Source organism: Phytobacter palmae (assembly GCF_039409775.1).
GTDB lineage: Bacteria > Pseudomonadota > Gammaproteobacteria > Enterobacterales > Enterobacteriaceae > Phytobacter > Phytobacter palmae.
The window spans coordinates 227996-252880 of sequence record NZ_JBCIVJ010000006.1; the positions used below are offsets into that span (position 1 = coordinate 227996).

General features: G+C 51.9%; 20 protein-coding genes. 8 read left to right on the top strand and 12 right to left on the bottom strand.

What is annotated here, in order from left to right; genetic code table 11:
* Positions 1 to 22: 22 nt before the first annotated feature.
* The gene (gene helD / locus AAIG39_RS10265) at positions 23 to 2077 is read right to left on the bottom strand and encodes a DNA helicase IV (RefSeq protein ID WP_090085679.1); all 2055 of its coding nucleotides are present in this window, start codon (positions 2075 to 2077) and stop codon (positions 23 to 25) included.
* Positions 2078 to 2200: 123 nt separating this feature from the next.
* Between helD and AAIG39_RS10270 the strand changes: the two genes are divergently transcribed.
* Entirely contained in the window at positions 2201 to 2647 is a 447-nt protein-coding gene (locus AAIG39_RS10270) for a YccF domain-containing protein (protein ID WP_343193769.1), read from the top strand.
* A 16-nt stretch (positions 2648 to 2663) separates the two neighbouring features.
* The gene (gene yccS / locus AAIG39_RS10275) at positions 2664 to 4793 is read left to right on the top strand and encodes a YccS family putative transporter (protein ID WP_343193770.1); all 2130 of its coding nucleotides are present in this window, start codon (positions 2664 to 2666) and stop codon (positions 4791 to 4793) included.
* 11 nt (positions 4794 to 4804) lie between these two features.
* Here yccS and AAIG39_RS10280 read toward each other — a convergent pair whose 3' ends face one another.
* Positions 4805 to 5410, bottom strand: coding sequence for a TfoX/Sxy family DNA transformation protein (locus AAIG39_RS10280; protein WP_090085672.1), 606 nt, complete (start codon positions 5408 to 5410; stop codon positions 4805 to 4807).
* Positions 5411 to 5628: 218 nt separating this feature from the next.
* Between AAIG39_RS10280 and sulA the strand changes: the two genes are divergently transcribed.
* Positions 5629 to 6129 (top strand): SOS-induced cell division inhibitor SulA, encoded by a 501-nt coding sequence (gene sulA / locus AAIG39_RS10285; protein ID WP_090085670.1) that lies wholly within the window; start codon positions 5629 to 5631, stop codon positions 6127 to 6129.
* A gap of 366 nt (positions 6130 to 6495) precedes the next feature.
* On the top strand, positions 6496 to 7554 hold the full coding sequence (ompA, locus tag AAIG39_RS10290; protein WP_139223061.1) for a porin OmpA: 1059 nt from the start codon (positions 6496 to 6498) through the stop codon (positions 7552 to 7554).
* 73 nt (positions 7555 to 7627) lie between these two features.
* On the opposite strand, the gene matP is transcribed toward ompA, so the two are convergent.
* Entirely contained in the window at positions 7628 to 8080 is a 453-nt protein-coding gene (gene matP / locus AAIG39_RS10295) for a macrodomain Ter protein MatP (protein WP_090085666.1), read from the bottom strand.
* A gap of 183 nt (positions 8081 to 8263) precedes the next feature.
* Here matP and AAIG39_RS10300 point away from each other — a divergent pair, with 183 nt between their 5' ends.
* Positions 8264 to 10024 carry an AAA family ATPase gene (locus AAIG39_RS10300; protein ID WP_343193771.1) on the top strand — a complete coding sequence of 587 codons (1761 nt, stop codon included), beginning with the start codon at positions 8264 to 8266 and terminating at the stop codon, positions 10022 to 10024.
* Between the two features lie 69 nt (positions 10025 to 10093).
* Positions 10094 to 10612 carry a bifunctional 3-hydroxydecanoyl-ACP dehydratase/trans-2-decenoyl-ACP isomerase gene (gene fabA, locus AAIG39_RS10305; RefSeq protein WP_039078583.1) on the top strand — a complete coding sequence of 173 codons (519 nt, stop codon included), beginning with the start codon at positions 10094 to 10096 and terminating at the stop codon, positions 10610 to 10612.
* Between the two features lie 95 nt (positions 10613 to 10707).
* Here the strand turns inward: fabA and rmf are convergent, their stop codons facing one another.
* From rmf to rlmKL, 6 genes are all read right to left on the bottom strand, one after another.
* On the bottom strand, positions 10708 to 10875 hold the full coding sequence (rmf, locus tag AAIG39_RS10310) for a ribosome modulation factor (protein ID WP_039078582.1): 168 nt from the start codon (positions 10873 to 10875) through the stop codon (positions 10708 to 10710).
* A 255-nt stretch (positions 10876 to 11130) separates the two neighbouring features.
* Positions 11131 to 11697 (bottom strand): membrane integrity-associated transporter subunit PqiC, encoded by a 567-nt coding sequence (gene pqiC / locus AAIG39_RS10315; protein ID WP_343193772.1) that lies wholly within the window; start codon positions 11695 to 11697, stop codon positions 11131 to 11133.
* A complete protein-coding gene (gene pqiB, locus AAIG39_RS10320) occupies positions 11694 to 13334 on the bottom strand; it encodes an intermembrane transport protein PqiB (protein ID WP_343193773.1) in 1641 nt (546 codons plus the stop codon). Before pqiB ends, pqiC begins: the two co-directional genes overlap by 4 nt.
* Positions 13335 to 13338: 4 nt before the next feature.
* Complete coding sequence (pqiA, locus tag AAIG39_RS10325; protein WP_090085658.1) at positions 13339 to 14592, bottom strand: membrane integrity-associated transporter subunit PqiA; 1254 nt, start codon at positions 14590 to 14592, stop codon at positions 13339 to 13341.
* Positions 14593 to 14606: 14 nt separating this feature from the next.
* On the bottom strand, positions 14607 to 16514 hold the full coding sequence (locus AAIG39_RS10330; RefSeq protein ID WP_343193774.1) for an ABC transporter ATP-binding protein: 1908 nt from the start codon (positions 16512 to 16514) through the stop codon (positions 14607 to 14609).
* Positions 16515 to 16526: 12 nt separating this feature from the next.
* The gene (gene rlmKL / locus AAIG39_RS10335; protein ID WP_090085654.1) at positions 16527 to 18635 is read right to left on the bottom strand and encodes a bifunctional 23S rRNA (guanine(2069)-N(7))-methyltransferase RlmK/23S rRNA (guanine(2445)-N(2))-methyltransferase RlmL; all 2109 of its coding nucleotides are present in this window, start codon (positions 18633 to 18635) and stop codon (positions 16527 to 16529) included.
* A 99-nt stretch (positions 18636 to 18734) separates the two neighbouring features.
* Here rlmKL and AAIG39_RS10340 point away from each other — a divergent pair, with 99 nt between their 5' ends.
* Positions 18735 to 19844 (top strand): YcbX family protein, encoded by a 1110-nt coding sequence (locus AAIG39_RS10340; RefSeq protein ID WP_343193775.1) that lies wholly within the window; start codon positions 18735 to 18737, stop codon positions 19842 to 19844.
* On the opposite strand, the gene zapC is transcribed toward AAIG39_RS10340, so the two are convergent.
* Positions 19841 to 20383 carry a cell division protein ZapC gene (gene zapC, locus AAIG39_RS10345; RefSeq protein WP_090085651.1) on the bottom strand — a complete coding sequence of 181 codons (543 nt, stop codon included), beginning with the start codon at positions 20381 to 20383 and terminating at the stop codon, positions 19841 to 19843. The two genes, AAIG39_RS10340 and zapC, sit on opposite strands and share 4 nt — an antisense overlap.
* Before the next feature lie 168 nt (positions 20384 to 20551).
* Positions 20552 to 21562: a quinone-dependent dihydroorotate dehydrogenase gene (gene pyrD, locus AAIG39_RS10350; protein ID WP_343193776.1), complete on the bottom strand. Its 1011-nt coding sequence runs from the start codon at positions 21560 to 21562 to the stop codon at positions 20552 to 20554.
* Between the two features lie 247 nt (positions 21563 to 21809).
* Between pyrD and ssuE the strand changes: the two genes are divergently transcribed.
* On the top strand, positions 21810 to 22391 hold the full coding sequence (ssuE, locus tag AAIG39_RS10355; protein ID WP_090085647.1) for an NADPH-dependent FMN reductase: 582 nt from the start codon (positions 21810 to 21812) through the stop codon (positions 22389 to 22391).
* Positions 22392 to 22459: 68 nt separating this feature from the next.
* On the opposite strand, the gene pepN is transcribed toward ssuE, so the two are convergent.
* A partial coding sequence (gene pepN / locus AAIG39_RS10360; RefSeq protein WP_343193777.1) for an aminopeptidase N occupies positions 22460 to 24885 on the bottom strand: 2426 nt, incomplete at its 5' end.

Sequence of the window (24885 nt, forward strand, 5' to 3'; positions counted from 1 at the left end):
AGGCGGCTGGTGCCGCCTGTTCTCAGGGTTTTTTCGCTACTGGCACATTAAGCTGCCTGAGCGCCTCAACGAATCGCGACGGGTTTTCTTTATCAAACAGCAACCAGACACGCTTACGTGCTCGGGTGATGGCGACATACAACAAACGACGCTCTTCGGCGTCAGGGAAGTCCTCCGGCACCGGTAACAGGGCTTGCTCCATAATGGATTCACGGGCGGGAGCCGGAAAACCGTCCTGCCCTTCATGCAACCCCAGCACAATCACATACTCTGCCTGCTGCCCTTTGCTGGCGTGAATAGTCATAAAATCGAGCTGCAGTTTTGGCCAGCGGGTGGCGGCTTTCTCCAGACTGGCGGGTTTACCGTGGTGATAACGCGCCAGCACAAGAATACGATCCTCCTCGGTGGCGTAGCCGCTGAGTTTATCGAGAAGCGCATCAAGTTGGTCTACCGCCAGCAATGTCACCGCATTTTTATCCCCGGCGCTCAGGCTGTTCAGGGGTTTATTAAGCTGGTGGGGATTCTGCTGAATAAATCCATTTGCGACTTCGCCAATACGCGTATTAAAGCGATAGGTGGTATCCAGCGCGCACAGATCGCCTTCGCCAAAATAGTCATGAAACGCTGTGGTCAGAGACAATTGCGCGCCGCTGAAACGGTAAATAGCCTGCCAGTCATCACCGACCGCAAACAAGGTGGTTTGCGAATTTTGCCGCCGTAATGCGGCCAGCAGCGCGGCGCGTTGCGGTGAAATGTCCTGAAACTCATCCACCAGGATATGCTTCCAGGGACTGACAAAACGACCTTTATCCAGCACGTTAATCGCCTGATGAATTAATCCGGAAAAATCGACAGCGTTTTCCGCTTTAAGCGCAGTTTTCCAGGCTTTCAGCAGGGGCGCCATGAGTTTGACCCGCTTACTGAAAAGCGTGCGTACCTCTTCCGGCGCCGAATCAATCATTTCAGCCTGACTGCCACCATGCATACGCATCAGGCTAACCCAGCGATCCAGTCGGGTACCCATCCGACGCTCTATTTTTTCATCATTCCAGAAAGCGCCTTCCGTAAGCTCCCACTGCAACTCCTCTTCCAGCCACTGTCGCCAGCCTTTTGCCTGCGCCTTTTTCTCTGCGCACTGGGCTTGCCAGGCTTTCAGCAAGAGTGTTTGTCGTGCCCGGGTATCGTTCTCAAGTTTGCTAATTTCAGGCGCTTTTTTACCACCTTGCTGGATGATGTATAACGCCAGCGCATGAAACGTGCGTGCAGTGATGTCTTCCGTATGCAATCGCTCACGAATCCGCTCATCCATCTCTTGCGCGGCTTTTCGGCCAAAGGCCAACAGCAGGATCTGCTCCGCTGCCGCCTCGCCGCGGAGCAACAGCCAGCCTGCACGCGCCACCAGTACCGAGGTTTTACCGCTGCCCGCCCCGGCGAGTACCAGCAGCGCGTTTTCACCATTGACCACCGCCCTTGCCTGTGCCGGATTGAGCGGCGAACTTTCGATATTTTTAAAAAAGGTCTCGTACTGAACCAGCATTTTGTCGGTCCAGTTTTGATTATGTTGCGCTCGCGCAGCCTCTGTATCTTTTAACCAGGCCTGGCATTGCCGCCACAGATCCCTACAGTTAGCAAAAGACTCAAGTCGGCTGGTGGGAACAGGCAACGCATCGAACGCCTTAAGTAGCTGTTGCTGAACACCTTTAAGCTGCGCGCGAGTGAGCCATTTTTCCTGATCCATACGCCCGGAAATGTCCGCGAGTTGTTCAGATAGCACTCCCGCAGCCACCTCGCTCATCTCCGTGCTCCATGCCATCCAACGTTCATTCAGATGCTGATAAAAACGCTGTGTTTCATTCCATTCGGTACCGTGCAAACGAACGACTTTATTATCGGCCAGAACGAATTCCAGCTCACCCCATACCAGACCACGCTTACACTCGATTGCCAGCAGCTGATTAAAGGGGATAAGGTATTCATGTCGATCACCTGAAACCTTCACGCCCGCATTGAGGATGACCACTCGATCATATGGATGCTGCGCCAGCCGCTTTCCCAATGAAGTCGCTTTTAGTTCCATCACACATCCTTTTTCAGCTTATGACTGTGCTTGCCAGTTTAACCGCCAGAGAATACGTGCTCCAGCCCAAAAAATCGTTACAATTGTCAGGTCAATTCTCTGACAGAATAGCATTGAGGTAATATGCGTACCGTTCTGAATATCCTGAACTTTATCCTTGGCGGTTTTGCCACTACACTCGGCTGGCTACTGGCAAGCATTTTAAGTGTTGCATTGGTTATTACCCTGCCGCTCACACGCTCCTGTTGGGAAATCACCAAACTGTCGCTGATCCCCTGGGGCAATGAAGCTGTGCATGTCGATGAACTGAACCCTGATAGTAAAAATACTCTCATGAATGCTGGCGGGACCGTGCTCAATATTCTCTGGTTCGTGCTCTTTGGCTGGTGGCTCTGCGTGATGCACATTGTGGCAGGGATTACTCAGTGCATCACTATCATCGGTATCCCGGTTGGTATCGCCAATTTTAAAATTGCGGCAATCGCCATATGGCCGGTTGGTCGCCGTGTTGTGTCGGTTGAAGTGGCCCGTGCCGCGCGCGAAGCCAATGCTCGCCGCCGTTTCCCGTAAACGAGTCACGAATACTATGCTAAGCCCCCTCCTTCGCCGGTACACCTGGAACAGTGCCTGGCTATATAACATCCGAATCTTTCTTGCGCTAAGCGGAACAGCGGCCTTGCCGTGGCTGCTTGGCGACGCGAAACTGACGATCCCTTTAACCCTGGGCGTCGTTGCTGCGGCGCTGGCGGATCTCGATGATCGTCTGACAGGCCGTCTTCGCAATTTAATCATTACCCTGATTTCGTTTTTTATCGCCTCGGCGTCGGTCGAGCTTTTGTTTCCCTGGCCGTGGTTATTTGCCATTGGGCTTATCACCTCAACCATTGGGTTCATTTTGCTTGGAGGTCTCGGGCAACGCTACGCCACTATTGCGTTCGGCGCATTGCTTATCGCTATCTATACAATGCTTGGAACCACGTTATATACCGCATGGTATCAGCAGCCACTTTTACTCCTGGCGGGCGCCATCTGGTTTAACGTCTTGACGCTGGTCGGACACCTTGTTTTCCCCATCCGTCCACTACAGGATAATCTGGCTCGCTGTTACGAGCAGTTATCTCAGTATCTGGAACTTAAAGCGCGACTGTTTGATCCGGATATTGAGGAGGAAAGTCAGGCCCCGCTTTACGAGCTGGCGTTGGCCAACGGCCAATTGGTGTCAACACTAAACCAGACGAAAGCGTCACTTTTGACCCGCCTTCGCGGCGATCGCGGACAACGGGGAACCCGGCGTACGTTGCATTATTATTTTGCCGCGCAGGACATTCATGAACGCGCCAGTTCTTCTCATATACAGTACCAGGCACTGAGGGAACATTTTCGCTACAGCGATGTGATGTTCCGTTTTCAGCGGTTGATTACACTGCAATCTCAGGCCTGCGCAAGGCTCGCTCATGCCATCCTGCTTCGCACGCCTTACCAGCATGACCACCGCTTCGAGCGGGCATTTATACACCTTGATGCAGCGTTAGATCGCATTCGTGCCAGCGGTACGACGTCGTCTGAGCAGCTGAAAGCTCTGGGATTTTTACTCGACAATCTCCGCGCCATAGATGCACAGCTGGCGAGTATAGAGTCCGGGCAACCGCAAACAACGCAGAAAAACGAAACAGAAAACTTACTTGCAGATGACAGCCTGCATGGACTGAGCGATATCTGGCTGCGTTTACGCAATAACCTTACGCCGGAATCGGCACTGTTTCGCCATGCCGTGCGGATGTCTGTTGTACTGTGTGCGGGCTACGCCATCATACAAATTACCGGTTTGCACCACGGATACTGGATTTTGCTCACCAGTCTGTTTGTCTGTCAGCCTAACTATAACGCCACGCGCCACCGTCTCACGCTGCGTATCGTCGGTACCATTGCAGGTATCGCCCTCGGCCTTCCCGTACTTTATTTTGTTCCCTCGCTGGAAGGGCAACTGATACTGATCGTCGTCACCGGCGTGCTTTTTTTCGCCTTTCGTCTTGTACAATACGCGCAGGCCACCATGTTCATCACATTACTGGTGCTGCTGTGCTTTAATTTACTCGGCGAAGGTTTCGAAGTCGCCATGCCGCGAGTGATTGACACAATCATCGGATGTGCCATCGCCTGGGCTGCGGTGAGTTTTATCTGGCCTGACTGGCGTTTTCGCAATTTGGCACGCGTGACCGGGCAAGCATTCGATGCCAATTGCCGTTATCTGGATGCAATTCTTGAACAATATCATCAGGGCCGCGACAACCGCCTGGCGTACCGCGTTGCCCGCAGAAACGCTTATAACAGAGATGCCGAACTGGCCTCGGTGGTCTCCAATATGGCATCAGAACCTGGCGCCACACCTGAGTTGCGTGAAGTGGCATTTCGTTTACTTTGCCTGAATCATACCTGTACCAGCTATATCTCTGCCCTTGGCGCACATCGCGAACAACTGACTCACCCTGCGATCCTTCGTTTGCTGGATGATGCCGTCTGTTATGTTGATGACGCCCTTCACCACCAGCCCGCTGATGAAGAGCGCGTACAGTTGACACTGGCAGATTTATCGCGACGCATTAAGCATCTTGAGCCACGGCCCGACAGCAAAGAACCACTTGTATTGCAACAAATTGGGTTGCTTATCGCACTTCTGCCAGAGATATGCCGTTTACAGCGGCAGATTATGACCTGACACTCCTCTTTTTATTTCTGCCCAACCTCGTGGTACCAGTCGATTAACTCCTGGCGTCTCAACGCCGGGAGTGCGGCCTCATGCAGCCCGATGATTGCCCCTTCCAGGCCCAGCAGCACCTTGATACCCATATGTTTGTTCATCGCCTTCAAACGCAACCAACACGCTTTAGCGCCCAGATGCCGCAGCATACGTACGTCCGGTATACCGGCGTCGAAAAGCATCATCTCAAGTTGAAAGTTTATGTTTGGTAGATCCTTAAGGCGATGAGGTGTATCGCGTGCCGTTTTTTCCTCACGAGCCGCCGCGAGCGATTGCGAAGAAAGCCGCAGCAATGTTGGCAAATCACTCCAAAGATGTTCATCAACAAAGTAGTAGTTAAGCGAAACAGCGCGGCCACGCTTCTGTATTGTCAGAAGTGGTGAACTCTTTGTTACCCGATACTGCGCACTCTCCTCGCAGGCACGAAGGTATAACTCTCCCTCTGAAATCATCGCAAACACGGTGTTGTCTATCGATAAACTGTAGCCACCAAAATGCGCGCGAAAGCGAATTTTTCCCAAAGGTGCGAGGTATTCCCGTGACTGATAGATCCTTTGATACGATATGTTTTTCATGATTATTCCCTTGTAAATCATGGAGTAAAAACATTAATTCTGTTAACCGATCCGCTACTGAGGAACATAGGCAAGTGCGCGCAACACGGCAAGAAAATTTTGCGGCTTCATCGCAATACCAGACAAAATTGCGAGATGCTTTCAGAAAATGAGGTTGATCTTTGAACGCCCAGGGGTTACTGTATGTTTATACAGTAACTAACAGGGCTGGGTTGATCATGTACCATTCATTAAACCGTGCAAATCGTTCAACACAATTTCTTTCCGCACACAGCGCAGGGAGCATTGAGGCTTCTACGGGTCTGATCAGTGAAGTGGTTTATCGTGAAGATCAGCCTGGCATGACACAATTGCTGCTGTTGCCGTTATTACAGCAACTGGGTCAACAATCGCGCTGGCAGCTCTGGTTAACGCCGCAACAAAAATTAAGCCGTGAATGGGTGTTGTCTGCAGGCCTGCCGCTGACTAAAGTTATGCAAATCAGCCAGCTTTCCCCCTGCCTTACCCTGGAGTCGATGATTCGTGCATTACGTACCGGCAACTATAGCGTTGTGATTGGCTGGCATGCCGAAGAATTGACCGAAGAAGAACATCACCGTCTGGCGATAGCTGCGGAAGAAGGGAACGCAATAGGCTTCGTAATGCGGCCAGTACGATGCAATCCTCTCGCTGCGAGACAGCATTCAGGGATAAAAATTCACTCAAATTTGTATCATTGAGTAAAATTAAGATAAATCCTGGCATTATTTTTCTGTCTGGCAAGCAATGCCGTGTAATCAGCGAAATAGGCCGCCAACGCCCGTTTCAGGCGACCTGCAAGGCAACTGAACTGGCGAATAGTTCCGCAAAAGTGTTAAATATTGTGTATACAAAGTCTTTTTTTTCATATGCCTGACGGACTTCACACTTGTAAGTTTCCAACTACGTTGTAGACTTTACATCGCCAGGGGTGCTCGGCATAAGCCAAAGATATCGTGAAGATATCTCTATAGGGACTGATGAGCAATGCCCCCGGTGAAGGATTTAACCGTGACTTCTCATCGAGATTTTCATGGCGATTTTTGGATGATAACGAGGCGCAAAAAATGAAAAAGACAGCTATCGCGATTGCAGTGGCACTGGCTGGTTTCGCTACCGTAGCGCAGGCCGCTCCGAAAGATAATACCTGGTATGCAGGTGGCAAACTGGGCTGGTCTCAGTTCCACGACACCGGCTTCATCCCGAACGACGGCCCGACCCATTCAAGTCAGCTTGGTGCAGGTGCGTTCGGTGGCTATCAGGTTAACCCGTACGTTGGTTTTGAGATGGGTTACGACTGGTTAGGTCGTATGCCGTACAAAGGCGACACCGTAAACGGTGCGTTCAAAGCTCAAGGCGTACAGCTGACCGCTAAACTGGGTTACCCGATCACTGACGATCTGGATATCTACACCCGTCTGGGCGGCATGGTATGGCGTGCAGACGCTAAAGCTAACGTCCCTGGCGCTGACGCTCACTTCAAAGACCACGACACCGGTGTTTCCCCGGTATTCGCTGGTGGCCTTGAGTGGGCTGTTACCCGTGACATCGCTACCCGTCTGGAATACCAGTGGGTTAACAACATCGGTGATGCAAACACCGTTGGTACCCGTCCGGACAACGGCATGCTGAGCGTAGGTGTTTCCTACCGTTTCGGTCAGCAGGAAGAAGCTGCACCGGTAGTAGCTCCTGCTCCGGCTCCGGCTCCGGAAGTACAGACCAAGCACTTCACTCTGAAGTCTGACGTTCTGTTCAACTTCAACAAAGCAACCCTGAAACCGGAAGGTCAGCAGGCACTGGATCAGCTGTATGGTCAGCTGAGCAACCTGGATCCGAAAGACGGTTCCGTAGTGGTTCTGGGCTTCACCGACCGTATCGGTTCTGACGCTTACAACCAGGGTCTGTCTGAGAAACGTGCTCAGTCCGTTGTTGATTACCTGGTTTCTAAAGGTATCCCGGCGAACAAAATCTCCGCACGTGGCATGGGTAAATCCCAGCCGGTTACTGGCAGCACCTGTGACAACGTGAAAGCGCGCCCTGCGCTGATCGATTGCCTGGCGCCGGACCGTCGCGTAGAAATCGAAGTTCGTGGCAGCAAAGACGTTGTAACTCAGCCTCAGGCTTAAGTTCACGTGCTGTAAAAAAACCCCGCATCGCGGGGTTTTTTATTGCCTGTAAAAATCACATTTGCACAAAAATTCACTCTTTGCCCAGAAGCGCCTGCAAATCCTGTTTAAGTGACGACATAGTTGTGGCGTATTTTTCTTTATGTTCGGCATCTTCAATCAATTGAACAATGGTCTCGGAAAGGGTTTTGCCCCGACGCTGTGCCAGCCCTGCCAGACGCTGCCAGACAACAAACTCCAGATCGATTGATTTTTTACGCGTATGCTGATGCTCGGCATTAAAATGCCGTTTGCGCCGCGCCCGAATAGTCTGCTTCATGCGGTTCATGAGCGACGGATTAATATGCTGCTCAATCCAGGCATTAACCTGCACGGGTTCATTTTCGAGGGTTAGCAATAAATCGACGGCGTCTTTGGCCGCGCTGGCTTCGATATATCTTGTAATAAGCTCACCTTCCCGGTGCTTCTTCACCAGATATTTCCATTTCCAGCCGCTTTCAAGATTTTCCAGTTGTTGATATTTCATTGCGATCTCAACGTTACCGTGTAACTCTGTTCAGAATATCAGTTTTTTCTTGCTCTGCTGAAAAGAAATCACATTCTGTTTATTCCAACGGCATATCTGCAACTGGAAAACGTGTATTCCCTGTGTGCTGCACAGGCGTTTACGGTATAATCCCGCCTTTTACATCAGACTAAAAAAACGACTTTGACCATTACAAAACTTGAATGGAATGAACTGACTCCTGATACCGAGAGCTATCAGGATGTGTTTAAGCAGTCCGCACTCACTGATGAGACGGTCTTCTTCCTGGGCGATACCCAACCCCGATTACAGTATGCGCTGGAGCAGTTGCTCCATCCTGTGGCGACTTCACGTTTTATGCTGGCAAAGGCGCCAGAAGAGGACGAGTACCTGAAGATCCTCGCCGAGGCTGTGTCAGCATTACAGCCTGAGGAGTTTGAGGTTGTCGGCGGCAATTATCAGGTTAATGGTGCGACGATTACGCTTATCCCTGCGCAAAACGCAGAAGCCAATTTTGCCGGTAAAAAGCAGGTTGTTATTGCTGATTGGGTCGAGGCCGAGCAGTTATTTGGTTGTTTGCGCCAATTCAATAATGAGATAACCCTGCAACCCGGACTGGTACATCAGGCCAACGGTGGCACACTGGTTATCTCACTGCGCACCCTGCTGGCGCAACCTTTACTGTGGATGCGTTTAAAAACCATGGTGACACGCCGTCGTTTTGACTGGGTTGCGTTTGATGAATCTCGCCCCCTGCCCGTCTCAGTCCCGTCATTGCCGCTCGACCTTCGGGTCATCCTCGTCGGAGAAAGAGATTCTCTGGCTGACTTCCAGGAGATGGAGCCAGAACTCGCTGAACAGGCTATCTATAGCGAATATGAAGATAACCTGCAGTTTGGTGACGCAGAAACACTGGCGCAATGGTGTCAGTGGGTTCAGCTGATTGCCCGGGAGGCCGAATTACCCTCCCCGTCTGCGGATGCCTGGCCGATACTGATTCGGGAAGCTGTTCGTTATACCGGCGATCAAGAGACGCTCCCGCTCTGTCCGCTATGGTTAATCCGCCAGTTAAGTGAAGTGTCCGCGATGACTGACGCGCAGACGTTCGATGCTGAACAGCTAACTACCATGCTCACTCAGCGTGAATGGCGGGAAGGCTATCTGGCGGAGCGCATGCAAGATGAGATTCTGTTAGAGCAGATCCTCATTGAGACTGAGGGTGAACAGACAGGACAAATCAACGCTCTGTCAGTTGTTGAGTTTCCTGGACATCCGCGTGCGTTTGGCGAACCTTCACGTATTAGCTGTGTCGTGCATATCGGCGATGGCGAATTTAATGACATTGAGCGTAAAGCAGAACTGGGCGGCAACATTCATGCAAAAGGCATGATGATTATGCAGTCCTTCCTGATGGCCGAGCTTGAGCTTGAGCAACAAATCCCATTCTCCGCATCACTGACTTTTGAGCAATCTTACAGCGAAGTGGATGGTGACAGTGCATCGATGGCAGAACTGTGCGCTCTAATCAGCGCTCTGGCGGATGTCCCTGTCAGTCAAAGTATCGCTATCACCGGCTCGGTAGATCAATTTGGTCGCGCCCAGCCTGTTGGCGGTCTCAATGAAAAGATCGAAGGGTTCTTTGCTATCTGCCAGCATCGTGGTCTGGATGGCAACCAGGGAGTGATCATACCCGTTGCCAATGTGCGTCATCTTTGCTTGCGCCAGGAGTTGCTGGATGCGGTTAAAGCAGGTCAATTTTCTATATGGGCCATTGATGACGTCATGGATGCACTCCCTTTATTGACCAAACTGGTATGGGATGCTGAAGGACAAACTACACTGAAGCAGACCATTCTGGAGCGTATCGCCCAGGCGACGCAACAAGACGCTCGTCACCGTTATCCGTGGCCGCTTCGTTGGCTTGGCTGGTTCAGTCCGAACTGATCGGACTTGTTCAGCGTACACGTGTTAGCTATCCTGCGTCCGAAACTCACAATAAGGCTTACATAGAACATGGTAGATAAACGCGAATCCTATACAAAAGAAGATCTTCTTGCCTCTGGTCGCGGAGAGCTGTTTGGCGAAAAAGGCCCACAATTACCAGCTCCAAGCATGCTGATGATGGACCGTGTGGTATTAATGACCGAAAACGGCGGGAATTTCGACAAAGGATATGTTGAAGCTGAATTAGATATTAATCCGGACCTGTGGTTCTTTGGTTGCCACTTTATCGGCGACCCGGTAATGCCCGGCTGCCTCGGACTGGACGCCATGTGGCAGCTCGTTGGATTCTACCTGGGCTGGCTCGGTGGTGAAGGCAAAGGCCGTGCGCTGGGCGTAGGCGAAGTGAAATTTACCGGTCAGATTCTGCCGACCGCAAAAAAAGTCACCTACCGCATCCACTTCAAACGCGTCATTAATCGCCGTCTGGTGATGGGTCTTGCAGATGGTGAAGTACTGGTTGACGGCCGTGTTATCTACACCGCGACCGACCTGAAAGTGGGCCTGTTCCAGGACACCTCTGCATTCTGATACGGATTGCCGCGTAAACGAGCCAGAAAGAATGGCTCAGGGCAGAAAAGGCGAAACCTCCGCAATGCGGAGGTTTCTTGTTTAAAGAGACAGAATCAGGCAATGACGGCCCTGTCCTCCATGGCTTCTCGCCAGCCTCCCATCCATTCGGATCTCTGATTCAGCGTCTGATAAGGACACATTTCTTTTGGCCGTCCCGTGATGCCGGCCTGATACCCACGTTGATGTGCCCGTTCCAGGCGATCTCGCTTTTGTCTCTTCATGCCTCGTTTCCCTCATTTTTTGGTCTGGTGGAAAAGAAAACAGTGGTTACTAAGTATGCAACCACAGGCTACGAATACCCTGGATACCGTTTGTCGTCAATGCGCAAAATTCACGCCAGTGTCATAAATGTGACCTAAACAGAAGTTCATTTGTACAAAAACTGTGAACCAGCACAGGTAATGAATTGAGCACAAAAATAAAAAAAGCCGTCAGACAAAAATGACCTGACGGCGTAGATAATGCAGTTAATTTTTCTATGGCAGACGTTTAAGCTCGCTGGCGATACTTCCCGCTTCCTGTTGCCAGGCGACGGCCAGCAATTTCACCATTTCGTCATAGCCATCTTGCTGTTGCTTAAGCTCAATGTGGAAAGGACGCTTAATCAGCTGTCCGCGATGATTAACCAGCCATTCGCCACTCACGAGAACCCGCCCGTCATAACGACCGTGAAAGCCTGTTACGGTGACATTGAGCGTGTCCTGCTCGCTACCAAGCGGTTGCGATGCCACAACCCAGCCCGGGAGCCCGTTACTTAAATTGGCCACCAGCGTTGTGCGCAGCTGCTGGTCCAGTGGGCTCGCCCACAGGTTATTGGTGGCAATAACGTACTGCACATCACTCGTCTGGTAAACAACACCATTTCCTGCGAGATAATCCGGCACCGTCACCTGCTCAACCCACAACAGGTGTTGTCCACGCCCGTCGCTTTGCGCCACCGTTGGCTGCGGCGGTAATGGCAACTGATAGTAGCTCTTCTTATCACCGCTCGTGCTACAGGCCGTCAGAAGCATTGCCAGAAGCGCTATTGTTCCTTTTTTCATTCTTTCGCCCTCTTCGGCTGCGGATCGTCTTTGCCCTTCGCTTCAAACACCAGCGCGTTACTCTTATCGTTCAGCGTTTTGAGCACCGGCTGCAGTTCACGCAATACCTGGTCAAGACGCTGCATGTCCGCCACCATCTTGTTGTACGCGGCCGAACCCGGCTGGAAGCCCTGCATACTGCGATTGAGTTCACGCAGCGTATTTTGCATGTCTGCTGGCAGTTGTTGCATAGACTGACTGGCTGTCAGCTTATTCAGATTATCGAGTGTCGTCTGCAGACGGCGCATCGTCTGCTGACTCGCCGTTAAGGTATTGGTTGCCTGCTCGATCATCGGGTTAAGTGGCAGATTGTTAATTTTATCCAGCGTATCCATCAGTTTTTGCTGAATCTGCGCCAGACCGCCGCTGACAGTCGGGATGATGCGGTAGCCGCCAAATTCCGGCATATCGGTTACGGGAGGTGCTTTCGGGTAAAAATCGAGGTCGACATACAGGGCACCTGTCACAATGTTGCCAGTTTTCAACGCCGCACGCAGGCCGCGTTTCATTAACTCAGCAATATGTTCATCTACGTTCGGATCGCCGCCAAACTGGCTTATCAGACGCTGAGGCTCAATACGAATCAGGATAGGTATCCGGTAATCGTCATTCAGTTTCTGACGCATTTCTGGCGTGAAGAACGGCACTTTAGCCACGGTGCCCAGGCGAATACCGCGAAATTCTACCGGTGCGCCAGGCTGCAGACCACGAATCGAATCTTTGAAGAACATCAGGTAATCAATGTGTTCGGTATACAGCGACTCCTGAATACTGCGTTGATCGTCATAGAGCATAAAAGCTGTTTTTTCAGCGACAGGCTCACCCAGTTCATTCCCTTCCGGCACATCAAAACTGACGCCGCCGCCAAAAAGGGTACTGAGCGATCCCATTTCAACCCGCATTCCGGCAGAGGTTAAATCCACGGTGATGCCGCTGTCTTTCCAGAAACGCACGTTGCTGGTCACCAGACGATCGTTTGGCGCGTTAATAAAAAGTTGATAGGTAATCGTACGCTTTTGCGTATCGAAAGTACTGGTCTCAACAGATCCGACGCGGTAACCACGGAAAAGTACCGGATCGCCCGGAGAGAGTTGCCCTGCTTTTTTGCTGTCCAGGATAATTCGAATCCCTTTTGCATCCGGCGGTGCCAGCGGCGGTGAATCGAGCAGGTTATATCTTTCCGGCTGGCTGCCCTTTTTCCCTGGCTGGAGTTCAATATAGGCACCAGAAAGTAATGTCCCCAGCCCACTGATCCCTTCACGCCCAACCTGTGGCTTAACCACCCAAAAAACAGAGTCGTTGTAGAGCAACTTCTCCATCCCTGTATTCAGGCGCGCTTTAATCTCTACATGGGTCAGATCGTCCGTCAGCGTCGTGCTCTCTACCACACCGACATCCACACTACGGCTTTTGATTGTCGTTTTACCCCCGACGATGCCTTCGGCATTGGTGGTAATGAGCGTCACTTCCGGCCCCTGGTGGCTGTAATGGTAAAAGAGGATCCACGCGCCGATGAGGGCCGTGACTAACGGGAATATCCATACCGGCGACCAGTTTTTGACTTTCTGCACTTTCGCCTCCCCATTGGTTTTCTCCATGTTCTTACGACTCCTCATGGCTCGATTCAGGCTCGCGATCCCAGGTCAGGCGGGGATCGAATGTCATTGCCGCAAACATTGTAATGATGACGACCAGCGCAAACATCAGCGCCCCCATGGCCGGATAAATATTCATTAATCCTCCCATGCGCACCAATGCGGAGAGCACAGCGATGACAAATACATCAATCATCGACCAGCGCCCAACAAATTCTACGATTTCATAAATAAAGTGCATACGTTCACTGTCTCGCCGGCCATGACCTTTTGCATCCCAGCATAACCAGGCGATTGCGATCATTTTTAAGGTCGGCACCATAATACTGGCAATAAAAATCACCAGCGCGACCGGGTACGATCCCTCGCTCCAGAGTAAAATCACCCCGGCAAGGATCGTCGATGGCATCTGATCGCCCAACAGATCGGTAATCATGATCGGCAAAATATTGGCTGGCAGATACAGCAGGATAGACGTCACCAGCAGCGCCATCGTCCATTGCAGACTGTTCCTGCGTCTGACATAGCCCCTGGTATGACACCGCGGGCAAACGGGTTCGTTGGCCGCCACAATAGCGGTGCAACAGGGACAACTGCGTAATCCCTGGCGAATACCCGTCACGCCAACGCGCAGCGGCGCCGCTGGCAATGGCGCAGGGGAAATATCATCCCAGAGCCAGTGACGGTCCACACACTGCATAGTACGCAGTTGCAGCAGGCAAAACAGACACCATGGGATAAAGCTGCTGCCGATGCCCACATCGCCGTAGGCCATCAGCTTGACAAAGCTCACCAGCACGCCGGCCAGAAAAATCTCTGCCATACCCCAGGTTTTAAGCTGGAAAAGGATGCGCGCCAGAAACGTTTTGACCCGAAGCGACATCCGTACGCGATTGACCAATAGCAATATGGTCACCAGACAAAATGCCGGAACCAGCTGAACGAAGAGTAAAAAGATCGTCCCGAGACTGGCGTAATCTTCCGAAAACATCACACCGGGGATTTCCAGCAGCGTCACCTCGCTGGTGACGCCTGCCACTTTCATATTCACAAACGGGAACAGATTGGAAAGCAGTAGCATGAACAGCGCCACCAGCGCATACGCGGTGGGACGTTGTCTGGGTTCATCCCACTGTGTGGTTAATGTCGTGCCGCAGCGGGGACAAGCCGCTTTATGACCATGCTGCAATGGTGGCAAAGCCACCAATAAATCGCACTGGGTACATAAAATATGCCGGGTGGCGTGGTGATGTTCACACATACTGGCTTCCTGAGTTATGCGCCGTTTTTTAGAGCCTCCAGATACTCCCAGCGTTCAAACGCTTCCTCCAGCGCCTGCTCCGCCGAAGCCAGTTCGGCTAATACTTTCTGCGTATGGTCGTGAGGCTGGCTGAAAAAGCTGGCATCCGCCACTTGCGCCTGCAATGTTTCCAGCTCCGCCTCCAGCTTCTCCAGCTTTTGCGGCAGTTGTTCGAGCTCACGTTGCAGGTTATAGCTTAGTTTGTTACTGGTTCGTTTGACAGTTTCTACCTTGTTAACAGAGACTTCAGCCCCTTTCTTCACGGATGCGGCTTTATGTGCCTGCGATGCCGCTTGCTGACCACGCGCATCATGATAACCGCCAACGTATTGACCAATCCGTCCTGCGCCTTCGAAAATCCAGCACTCCGTAACGGTATTATCGACGAACTGACGATCATGGCTGACCAGCATGACGGTTCCCTGATAGCTATCAATAAGCTCTTCAAGCAACTCCAGCGTTTCGACATCCAGATCGTTAGTTGGTTCGTCGAGAATCAATAAGTTACTGGGTTTCAGGAACAAACGAGCCAGCAACAGTCGGTTACGTTCACCCCCAGAGAGCGCCCGAACCGGTGTCATCGCCCGTTTCGGGTGGAAGAGGAAATCCTGCAGGTAGCCCAGCACATGGCGTGGCTTACCGTTCACCATCACTTCCTGTTTGCCTTCTGCCAGGTTATCCATCACCGTTTTGTCCGGATCGAGCTCCGCACGGTGCTGGTCAAAGTAGGCTACCTCCAGCTTCGTACCGCAATGAATGCGCCCGCTGTCGGCCTGCAACTGGCCAAGCATCAACTTGAGCAGCGTTGTTTTCCCACAACCATTAGGCCCAATCAGAGCAATCTTGTCACCGCGTTGCACCTGAGCAGAAAAGTCCTGGACCAGCACTTTACCGTCTACCTGATAGTTGACGTTTTCCATCTCAAAGACGATTTTGCCCGAGCGACTTGCTTCCTCAACCTGCATCTTCGCGCTACCCATTACCTCGCGGCGTTCGCTGCGTTCGCGACGCATGGCTTTCAATGCGCGTACGCGACCTTCATTACGGGTACGGCGCGCTTTGATGCCCTGGCGGATCCAGACTTCTTCCTGCGCCAGCTTGCGGTCAAATTCCGCATTTTGCAGCTCTTCAACGCGCAGGTTTTCTTCTTTTTCCAGCAGATAGGTATCGTAATCGCCGGGATAGGTCACCAGTTTGCCACGATCCAGATCGACAATACGGGTCGCCATATTGCGAATAAAAGAACGATCGTGAGAAATAAAAATAATGGTGCCGCTGAAGGTTTTCAGGAAGCCTTCCAGCCAGTCGATGGTTTCAATATCAAGGTGGTTTGTCGGTTCATCGAGCAGGAGCACTTTCGGTCCGCTGACCAGCGCACGTCCCAGCGCCGCCTTACGCAACCAGCCGCCAGAGAGCGACGCCAGCGGCATATCAGCTTCCAGCCCTAGTTGCGCCAGCACTTCATTGATACGGTTTTCAAGCTGCCAGAGGCCATGGTGGTCCAGCAGTTCCTGTAAGCGAGCCATTTCGTTCAGGTTTTTATCGCTCGGGTCGGTCATCACCAGATGGGAAATTTCGTGATACCGCTTGAGGTACTCCGCCTGCTCTTCAATCCCTTCGGCGACAAAATCGTAGACACTGCCTGCGACGTTGCGCGGCGGGTCCTGTTGCAAACGTGCCACGATCAAATCCTGTTCATACACGATACGGCCATCATCCAGCCCCTGTTCGCGATTGAGGATTTTCATCAGCGTCGATTTGCCCGCGCCGTTACGTCCTACCAGACAGACGCGCTCGTTGTCCTCGATATGCAGCTCAGCATTATCAAGAAGGGGCGCATCGCTGAACGACAGCCAGGCGCCATGCATACTAATTAATGACATCTAATTATCCTTTCAGGCTGCGGTAATCAGCCAGCAGTTGTGGATCTGACGGTTACGGGCGAAATCTTGCGACTGCGTTTTGTGGGTAATTTCTTGTGCTTTGAGCCCAAGCGTAGCCAGCCCTTCAGTATCCATGCGGAAACCGCGTTTATTGTTTGAGAACATGATCGTGCCGCCTTTGCGCAGCAAACGTTTAAGATCTTTCATCAGTGTCAGGTGATCGCGCTGAACATCGAAAGAGTCTTCCATACGTTTTGAATTCGAGAATGTAGGCGGATCGATAAAAATCAGATCGAACTGTTCGTCGGTTTCACGTAACCATGCCAGTACATCTGCCTGCAGCAGGCGGTGTGGACGACCAGTCAGGCCGTTGAGGCGTAAGTTGCGTTCCGCCCACTCCAGATAGGTACGCGACATATCCACCGTCGTAGTGCTGCGTGCGCCACCAAGCCCGGCGTGAACACTCGCGCTACCGGTATAAGAGAAGAGATTCAGAAAATCTTTCCCCTTGCTCATCTGACCCAGCATACGGCGAGCGATACGGTGATCGAGAAACAGCCCTGTATCCAGATAGTCGGTCAGGTTCACCCACAGTCTGGCGTTATATTCGCTAACCTGGAGGAATTCACCTTTTTCACTCATCTTCTGGTACTGGTTATTGCCTTTCTGCCTTTCACGGGTTTTCAGCACCAGCTTGTTCGGCGCAATCTCCAGCACGGCGATGGTAGCGGCAATGATATCAAACAGACGCTGGCGCGCTTTTTGCGCATCGATGGTTTTTGGCGGCGCATACTCCTGCACCACTACCCAGTCTGCGTAGCGATCAACAGCCACGTTGTAATCCGGCAGATCGGCATCGTACAGGCGATAGCATTCGATGCCTTCCTGACGCGCCCATTTTTCCAGTTTCTTGAGATTTTTGCGCAGGCGGTTGGCGTAATCCTCAGCCATTGCTGGCGCTTTTGCCTCGCCCGTGTTTTCCGCCAGGTGATAGTTTTTCTGCACGCAATCCAGCGGGCCATTTTTGGCTTTAAACTGGCGGTCAGCACGCAACTGCAGGCAGTTAAGTAAATCGACCGAAGCGCTAAAGAGCGACAAATTCCAGCCGCCAAATTGTGATTTCAACGTCCGTCCCAGCAAACTGTGCAGGGCAATCAGCGCCGGTTCGCTTTCCAGACGTTCACCGTACGGCGGGTTGCTGATAACGGTACCATAAGGCCCTTTCGGCAGCGGATTGCTTAACTGCGCCACGTCTTTTACTTCGAAAGTTACCAGCTCGCCAATCCCGGCACGACGGGCGTTACGCTGCGCACGCTCAATAACACGAGGATCGTTATCGGAGCCATAAAAACGTGAAGTGTAATTGGCCAGCCCTGCGCGCGCACGGCTCTGCGCGTCGGCTTTTACGTCCTGCCAGATTGCGTCATCATGTTGAGCCCAGCCACCAAAACCCCAGCGGCCGCGATGTAAGCCTGGCGCACGATCAGTCGCCCACATGGCCGCTTCAATCAGCAACGTTCCGGAACCGCACATCGGATCAAGCAGCGGCGTGCCGGGCTGCCAGCCTGAACGCATGACAATCGCCGAAGCGAGGTTTTCTTTGATCGGTGCCATACCGGTGCCATCACGATAACCGCGCAAGTGCAGGCCTTCCCCGCTAAGGTCGAGCGCAATGCTGGCCGTCTCTTTATTCAGCCAGACATTAATGCGTAAATCCGGCGATTCACGATCCACATCAGGACGCGGCAGATTTTTGCGCGTAAAGCTATCGACAATGGCGTCTTTTACTTTCAGTGCGCCATACTGGCTGTTCCGGATTTCTTCATTCAGGCCGCTAAAATGGACCGCAAAAGTGGCATTCGGGTTGAAAATCTCCGTCCACGGAATCGCCTGCACGCCGAGGTAAAGGTCCAGATCACTGTAGACCTTGCACTCGCCGAGCGGCATCATGATGCGCGAGGCCAGACGACTCCACATCAGGCTTTGATAAATCAGCCGTGTGTCACCATGGAAATGGACGCCGCCCTGAACCACCCGGCACTCTTGTGCGCCCAGGTTTTCCAGTTCAGTTTTTAATAGCTCTTCCAGCCCACGGGCCGTACTGGCAAACAGAGAAATCATAAAATCACTTATCGATGAAGAAAATTGTTGCGCATTATAGCCAATCTGGCGTTCATGTCATAAAGTTGAGGGCTTATTTTCGTTCACAGAGGAAATGACGTGGCAACACTTTCGCGTCTTTATATCCATCCAGTGAAATCCATGCGAGGTATTGGCCTGACGCATGCCCTGGCAGACACCAGCGGATTATCGTTTGATCGCATTTTCATGGTGACCGAACCGGATGGCACCTTTATTACTGCGCGACAATTCCCGCAGATGGTACGTTTTCTTCCCTCTCCCCTGACAGATGGCCTGCATTTAACCGCACCCGATGGCAGCAGCGCCGTAGTGCGTTTTAGTGATTTTGCGACTCAGGGTGAGCCAACGGAAGTTTGGGGGAACCATTTTACTGCCCGTGTCGCACCAGAACACATCAACCAGTGGCTCAGCGGTTTTTTCGAGCGAAATGTTCAGCTTCGCTGGGTGGGAACGCAAACCACGCGCCGGGTTAAACGTTACGAGGATGTTCCGCTCTCATTTGCTGATGGCTTTCCGTTTTTGTTGACCAACGAAGCCTCATTGCGTGACTTACAAAACCGTTGTCCGGCAAGTGTACAGATGGAGCAGTTCCGCCCTAACCTGGTCGTCACCGGCGCCAGTGCATGGGAGGAAGATACCTGGAAAGTCATCCGCATCGGCGACGTCGTCTTTGACGTGGTGAAACCGTGCAGCCGCTGTGTTTTTACCACAGTCAGTCCCGAACGCGGACAAAAACATCCCACTGGTGAACCGCTGGCGACCCTTACCCGTTTTCGAACTGCACAAGATAGTGGCAGTGTTGATTTCGGCCAGAACTTAATTGCCCGCAATAGCGGAGTCGTTCGCGTGGGTGATGAACTCGTGGTTCTTTCCCGTGCACCAGCTAAACCCTATGGCGCGGGACAGGTTGTTGAAGCTGTTGAGCAAGAACAGCAAACAGAAGGCGTGGTGGATATTGTCTGGCAGGGACAACACTTTCGCGGTAACAATCAGCAAATCTTGCTTGAACAACTGGAAAACCAGGGGATACGGGTGCCCTATTCCTGTCGAGCCGGCATTTGTGGCTGCTGTCGCATTCGCCTGATCGAGGGTGAAGTCAGCCCGCTAAAAAAATCAGCAATCGCGCAAGATGGCTCCATCCTGAGTTGCAGCTGCGTACCTAAAACCTCAATTCGCCTGGAAAGTTAAACGGCCTGTTCAAAGCTGAAACTGGCAGCACTGAGTTGCGGTTTCAGCCTGTCATTCATGATCTTAATGGGATCGCCTAATTGCATCGTGCGGCCGGCGATAATAACACCCGGCTGGGCCAGCAGACAAAGTGCGGCATTTTCACCGGGTTCAACGACCAGTAAACTGACCTCTTCGCCGCTGTCACTCATCACTACACTCGCGGCTTCGCCCGCACAGGGAGACCACGGGGTATTGTAGCTGGTAAAGTGCCAGCTTTTTGGCATTTGCGGCTTGAGGAAACGGATTGCCACCAGGGCATTAAGCACCAGCTCGGCACGTTGCTCATTTGAAAGCATCAGGTCGCGGCATTTTTCATCAAAAGAGAAGTATAAAGCGGCATCGTCTACGCAAAACCCGCAGGGGGAAAACGCATCCGGGGTCAGCATTTTACGGGCAAAACGCGAGCGAAATAACATGCCATTGGCCAGATCGAGCATCATGCGATCGTGCTCGTCATCAAAATACCAACGCCAATTATCGTCAGGTTTAATTCGCATTTCGTTCTCCCCTTCCCGTAAACATCCTTTTGCCTTTTTCATCCTTTGCCGTTTCGCTTATTACGCTAAATAAGCAAAGACTAAAATGTACAAATTTGCAACAATCACGGAATATAAAACAACCAGGGCCGGAAATAAAGCCCTGGTTGTCTGATAGTAAGGAAAAGATCAGATATGGGTAACGATTTCTTTAATCAATTGCGGGCCTTTAAAAATAAAGCCGGAATAAATTTGCACCAGCGATGCTCCCGCGTCCATCTTCTCACGCGCGGCAATCACGGAGTCGATGCCGCCCACGCCGATAATCGGCAAGCGGCCATTTAATTCTAGCGACAGGCGACGAATAATTTCGGTGCTTTTTAATTGCAGCGGACGGCCACTTAATCCACCTGCTTCATCACAATTTTTCATTCCCCGAACCAGTTTTCTGTCCAGCGTTGTATTGGTGGCAATAACGCCATCAATATTGTGGCGAACTAAACTGTCTGCCACCTGGATCAATTCTTCTTCGGAAAGATCCGGAGCGATCTTCACGGCAACAGGAACATATTTATGATGGGTTTGATGAAGAATTTGCTGTTTATTTTTAATGGCACTCAGAAGATCATCCAGCGCTTCGCCATATTGTAATGTGCGCAGGCCCGGCGTGTTTGGTGAGGAAATATTAATAGCAATATAACCAGCATATGCATAGATTTTTTCCATACAAATCAGATAGTCATCTTTGCCGTTTTCAACTGGCGTATCTTTATTTTTGCCAATATTAATACCCAGTACGCCATCAAAATGCGCTTTTTTTACATTCTCAACCAGGTTATCAACGCCCAGATTATTGAAGCCCATACGGTTGATTAACCCTTCTGCGTCGACCAGGCGGAAGAGACGAGGCTTATCGTTGCCCGGCTGGGGGCGCGGCGTCACGGTACCGATCTCTATCGCGCCAAACCCCATAGCACCCAGCGCATCGATACATTCACCATTCTTATCGAGGCCAGCGGCAAGTCCCAGCGGATTTTTAAACGTGAGCCCCATGCACTGTACCGGTTTTTCCGGCACGCGCTGGCGTACCAGTGCTTCCAGCGGCGTACCCGTAATGCGGCGTAATTGTTGAAAAGTAAATTCATGAGCGCGCTCGGGGTCGAGCTGGAAAAGGGCTTTACGAACGAAGGGGTAGTACATGAACTCTCCTGGATTCCCGGTGTGCAAACCGGGGGCGTATTATCTTTGATTAGGTGAAGAAAGGGAATTGACCTGGGGCAAAAAAACGTGAACTGAACGCAATCGTTTACTTATCTTTTTCTGCATATTCTTTTTTTAACGATTTTTCACTAAAAAAATCATTTAGCGGAATATAAAACCTCTGCGACACTGAGCAGATTGTTATCAATGTTTGATAAAGCGAAGCAAATGGTTATAAGGAGTGAATATGCGAGTTATTACCCTGGCGGGAAGCCCGCGTTACCCTTCCCGCTCAAGCGCCCTGCTGGAATATGCCCGTGAACGCCTGACGGCCCTTGATGTTGAAGTGTGCCACTGGCATCTGCATAACTTTGTCCCGGAAGATTTACTCTATGGCCGCTTCGACAGCCCTGCCTTGCAGACACTGCTCGAACAATTAAATGAGGCTGACGGGCTGATCATCGCCACCCCGGTGTACAAAGCCTCTTTTTCCGGCGCGCTGAAAACCCTGCTTGATCTGTTCCCGGAACGCGCTCTGGAAGGCAAAGTGGTCCTCCCCTTCGCAACCGGCGGTACCATTGCTCATATGCTGGCTGTGGATTATGCACTCAAGCCGGTCCTGAGCGCCTTGAAAGCTCAGGAAATTTTGCATGGTGTGTTCGCCGATGATAGCCAGGTGGTGGATTATCAGCATAAACCTCACTTCACAGCGAATTTGCAGACGCGTCTGGACGGTGCGCTGGAGACATTCTGGCAAGCCTTGCACCGCCGCGACACGCAAGTGCCTGCGATCGGCGCTCATATTGCAAATGTTGCCAGGGCGTCGTAATAAAAAAACCGGGTCGCGCTCTGTACGCTAACCCGGCTTGTTATCACGCAGCATCTGTCCGTTGAATGTTATGCCAGCGCTTTGCTGATCTTCTCAAACAGATCGCCCGACAGATTCGGCAATGCTTTAAGTTGCTCCAGCGCCGCTCGCATTTTTTCCTGACGTTTCGCATCATAACGTTTTAAACGAATCAGCGGTTCAATCAGACGTGAGGCTACCTGCGGGTTACGGCTGTTCAATTCTGTCAGCATTTCGACCATGAACTGATAGCCGCTACCGTCTGGCGCATGGAATGCTGCCGGGTTGCTGCTGGCAAACGCGCCAATCAGCGAACGCACGCGGTTCGGGTTGCTCATGGTAAATGAACGATGTTTTAACAAACCGCGCACTGTATCCAGCACGTTCTCTGCCGGACTGGTTGCCTGCAGAATCAGCCACTTATCCATGACCAGACCATCCTGATGCCATTTGTCATCGTATTCCTGCATCAGCGCATCACGACACGGCAGTTGTGCGGCAACAGCAGCGGACAGCGCTGCAAGCGCATCCGTCATGTTGTCAGCATGATGATACTGTTCGCTTACCAGCTTATCGGCCAGTTGCGCGTCACCGAAGGCCAGATAACGCAGACAGGTGTTACGTAAGGCACGTTTGCCGATATCCGCATGTTCCACGCGGTAAGTATCAAGCTTGTTGGCGTTATAAACAGCCAGGACCTCATCTGCCAGCTCGGTGGCAAGGGTGCGGGTCAACGCTTCACGTACCGCCACAATGGCAACCGGATCGATAACGTCGAACAATTCGGCGATCTCATTCACCGACGGCAACGTCAGAATTTCCGCCGCCAGCGCCGGATCGATGTGTTCATCCAGCAGGATCGCGCGGAACGCATCGGCAACATGCAGTGGCAAAGAGAGTGCCTGTCCCTGCTGATGGCGGGCAACGTTGAGCTTAATATGCGTCGCCAGCAGGCTCTGCGCGGCATCCCAGCGAGAGAAATCATTGCTGGCATGGCGCATCAGGAACGTCAGTTGTTGGTCACTCCATTTATATTCCAGTTTCACCGGCGCAGAGAATTCACGCAGCAGCGACGGTACTGGCTGGAAATAAACATTATCAAAGACAAAGGTCTGCTCCGGCTGGGTAACATTCAGCACGTGATGCACCGGGTGACCGTCTTTCTGCAGCGGTATGACCTTGCCTTCGTTATCATAGAGTTCAATGTCAAACGGGATATGCAGCGGATGTTTCTCGTGCTGTTCCTCTGTAGGCGGCGTACGCTGGCTAATGGTGAGTGTGTACTGTTCGGTCGCCGGATTGTAATCGTCGTGTACAGTAACAATCGGCGTCCCCGCCTGGCTATACCAGCGACGGAAATGGGACAAATCGATGTTTGAGGCATCTTCCATTGCCTGGACGAAATCATCGCAAGTTGCAGCGCTACCATCGTGACGCTCAAAATAGAGCTGCATCCCTTTCTGGAAATTCTCTTCGCCCAGCAGGGTGTGGATCATGCGGATGATTTCAGAACCTTTCTCATACACCGTCAGGGTGTAGAAGTTATTCATTTCAATTACTTTATCCGGGCGAATCGGATGCGCCATCGGACTGGCGTCTTCGGCGAATTGCAGCCCGCGCATAGTGCGAACGTTGTTGATACGGTTTACCGCACGGGAGCCCAGGTCCGAGCTGAACTCCTGGTCACGAAACACGGTCAGCCCTTCTTTCAGGCTGAGCTGGAACCAGTCGCGGCAGGTCACGCGGTTGCCGGTCCAGTTATGGAAATATTCATGACCAATTACGCGTTCGATATCAAGGTAGTCTTTGTCGGTCGCGGTATCGGTACGGGCGAGCACATATTTAGAGTTAAAGATATTGAGGCCTTTATTCTCCATCGCCCCCATATTAAAGAAGTCCACGGCGACAATCATATAAATGTCGAGGTCGTATTCGAGGCCAAAACGGGTTTCGTCCCATTTCATGGAGTTCTTTAGTGAGGTCATTGCCCACGGCGCGCGGTCAAGGTTGCCACGGTCGACGAAGAGTTCAAGCGCAACTTCACGCCCGGAGCGGGTGGTAAAGGTATCGCGCAGAACATCAAAGTCGCCCGCTACCAGTGCAAACAAGTAACACGGTTTCGGGAAGGGGTCCTGCCACTGCACCCAGTGACGGCCATTGTCCAGATCGCCCTGGCCCACGCGGTTACCGTTAGAGAGCAGGTATGGATAGGCTGTTTTGTCAGCAATGATTTTGGTGGTAAATCGCGCCAGAACATCAGGGCGGTCCAGATACCAGGTAATATGACGGAAACCTTCCGCCTCACATTGAGTACAGAGCGCTTCGCCAGACTGATAGAGGCCTTCAAGCGCAGTATTCGCAGCCGGACTGATTTCATTAACGATACGCAACGTGAATCGCTCAGGCAGGCCGTCAATGACCAGGTGATTATCTTCTTCTTTATATTGTGTCCATGGCTGGTCGTTAACATGGATTG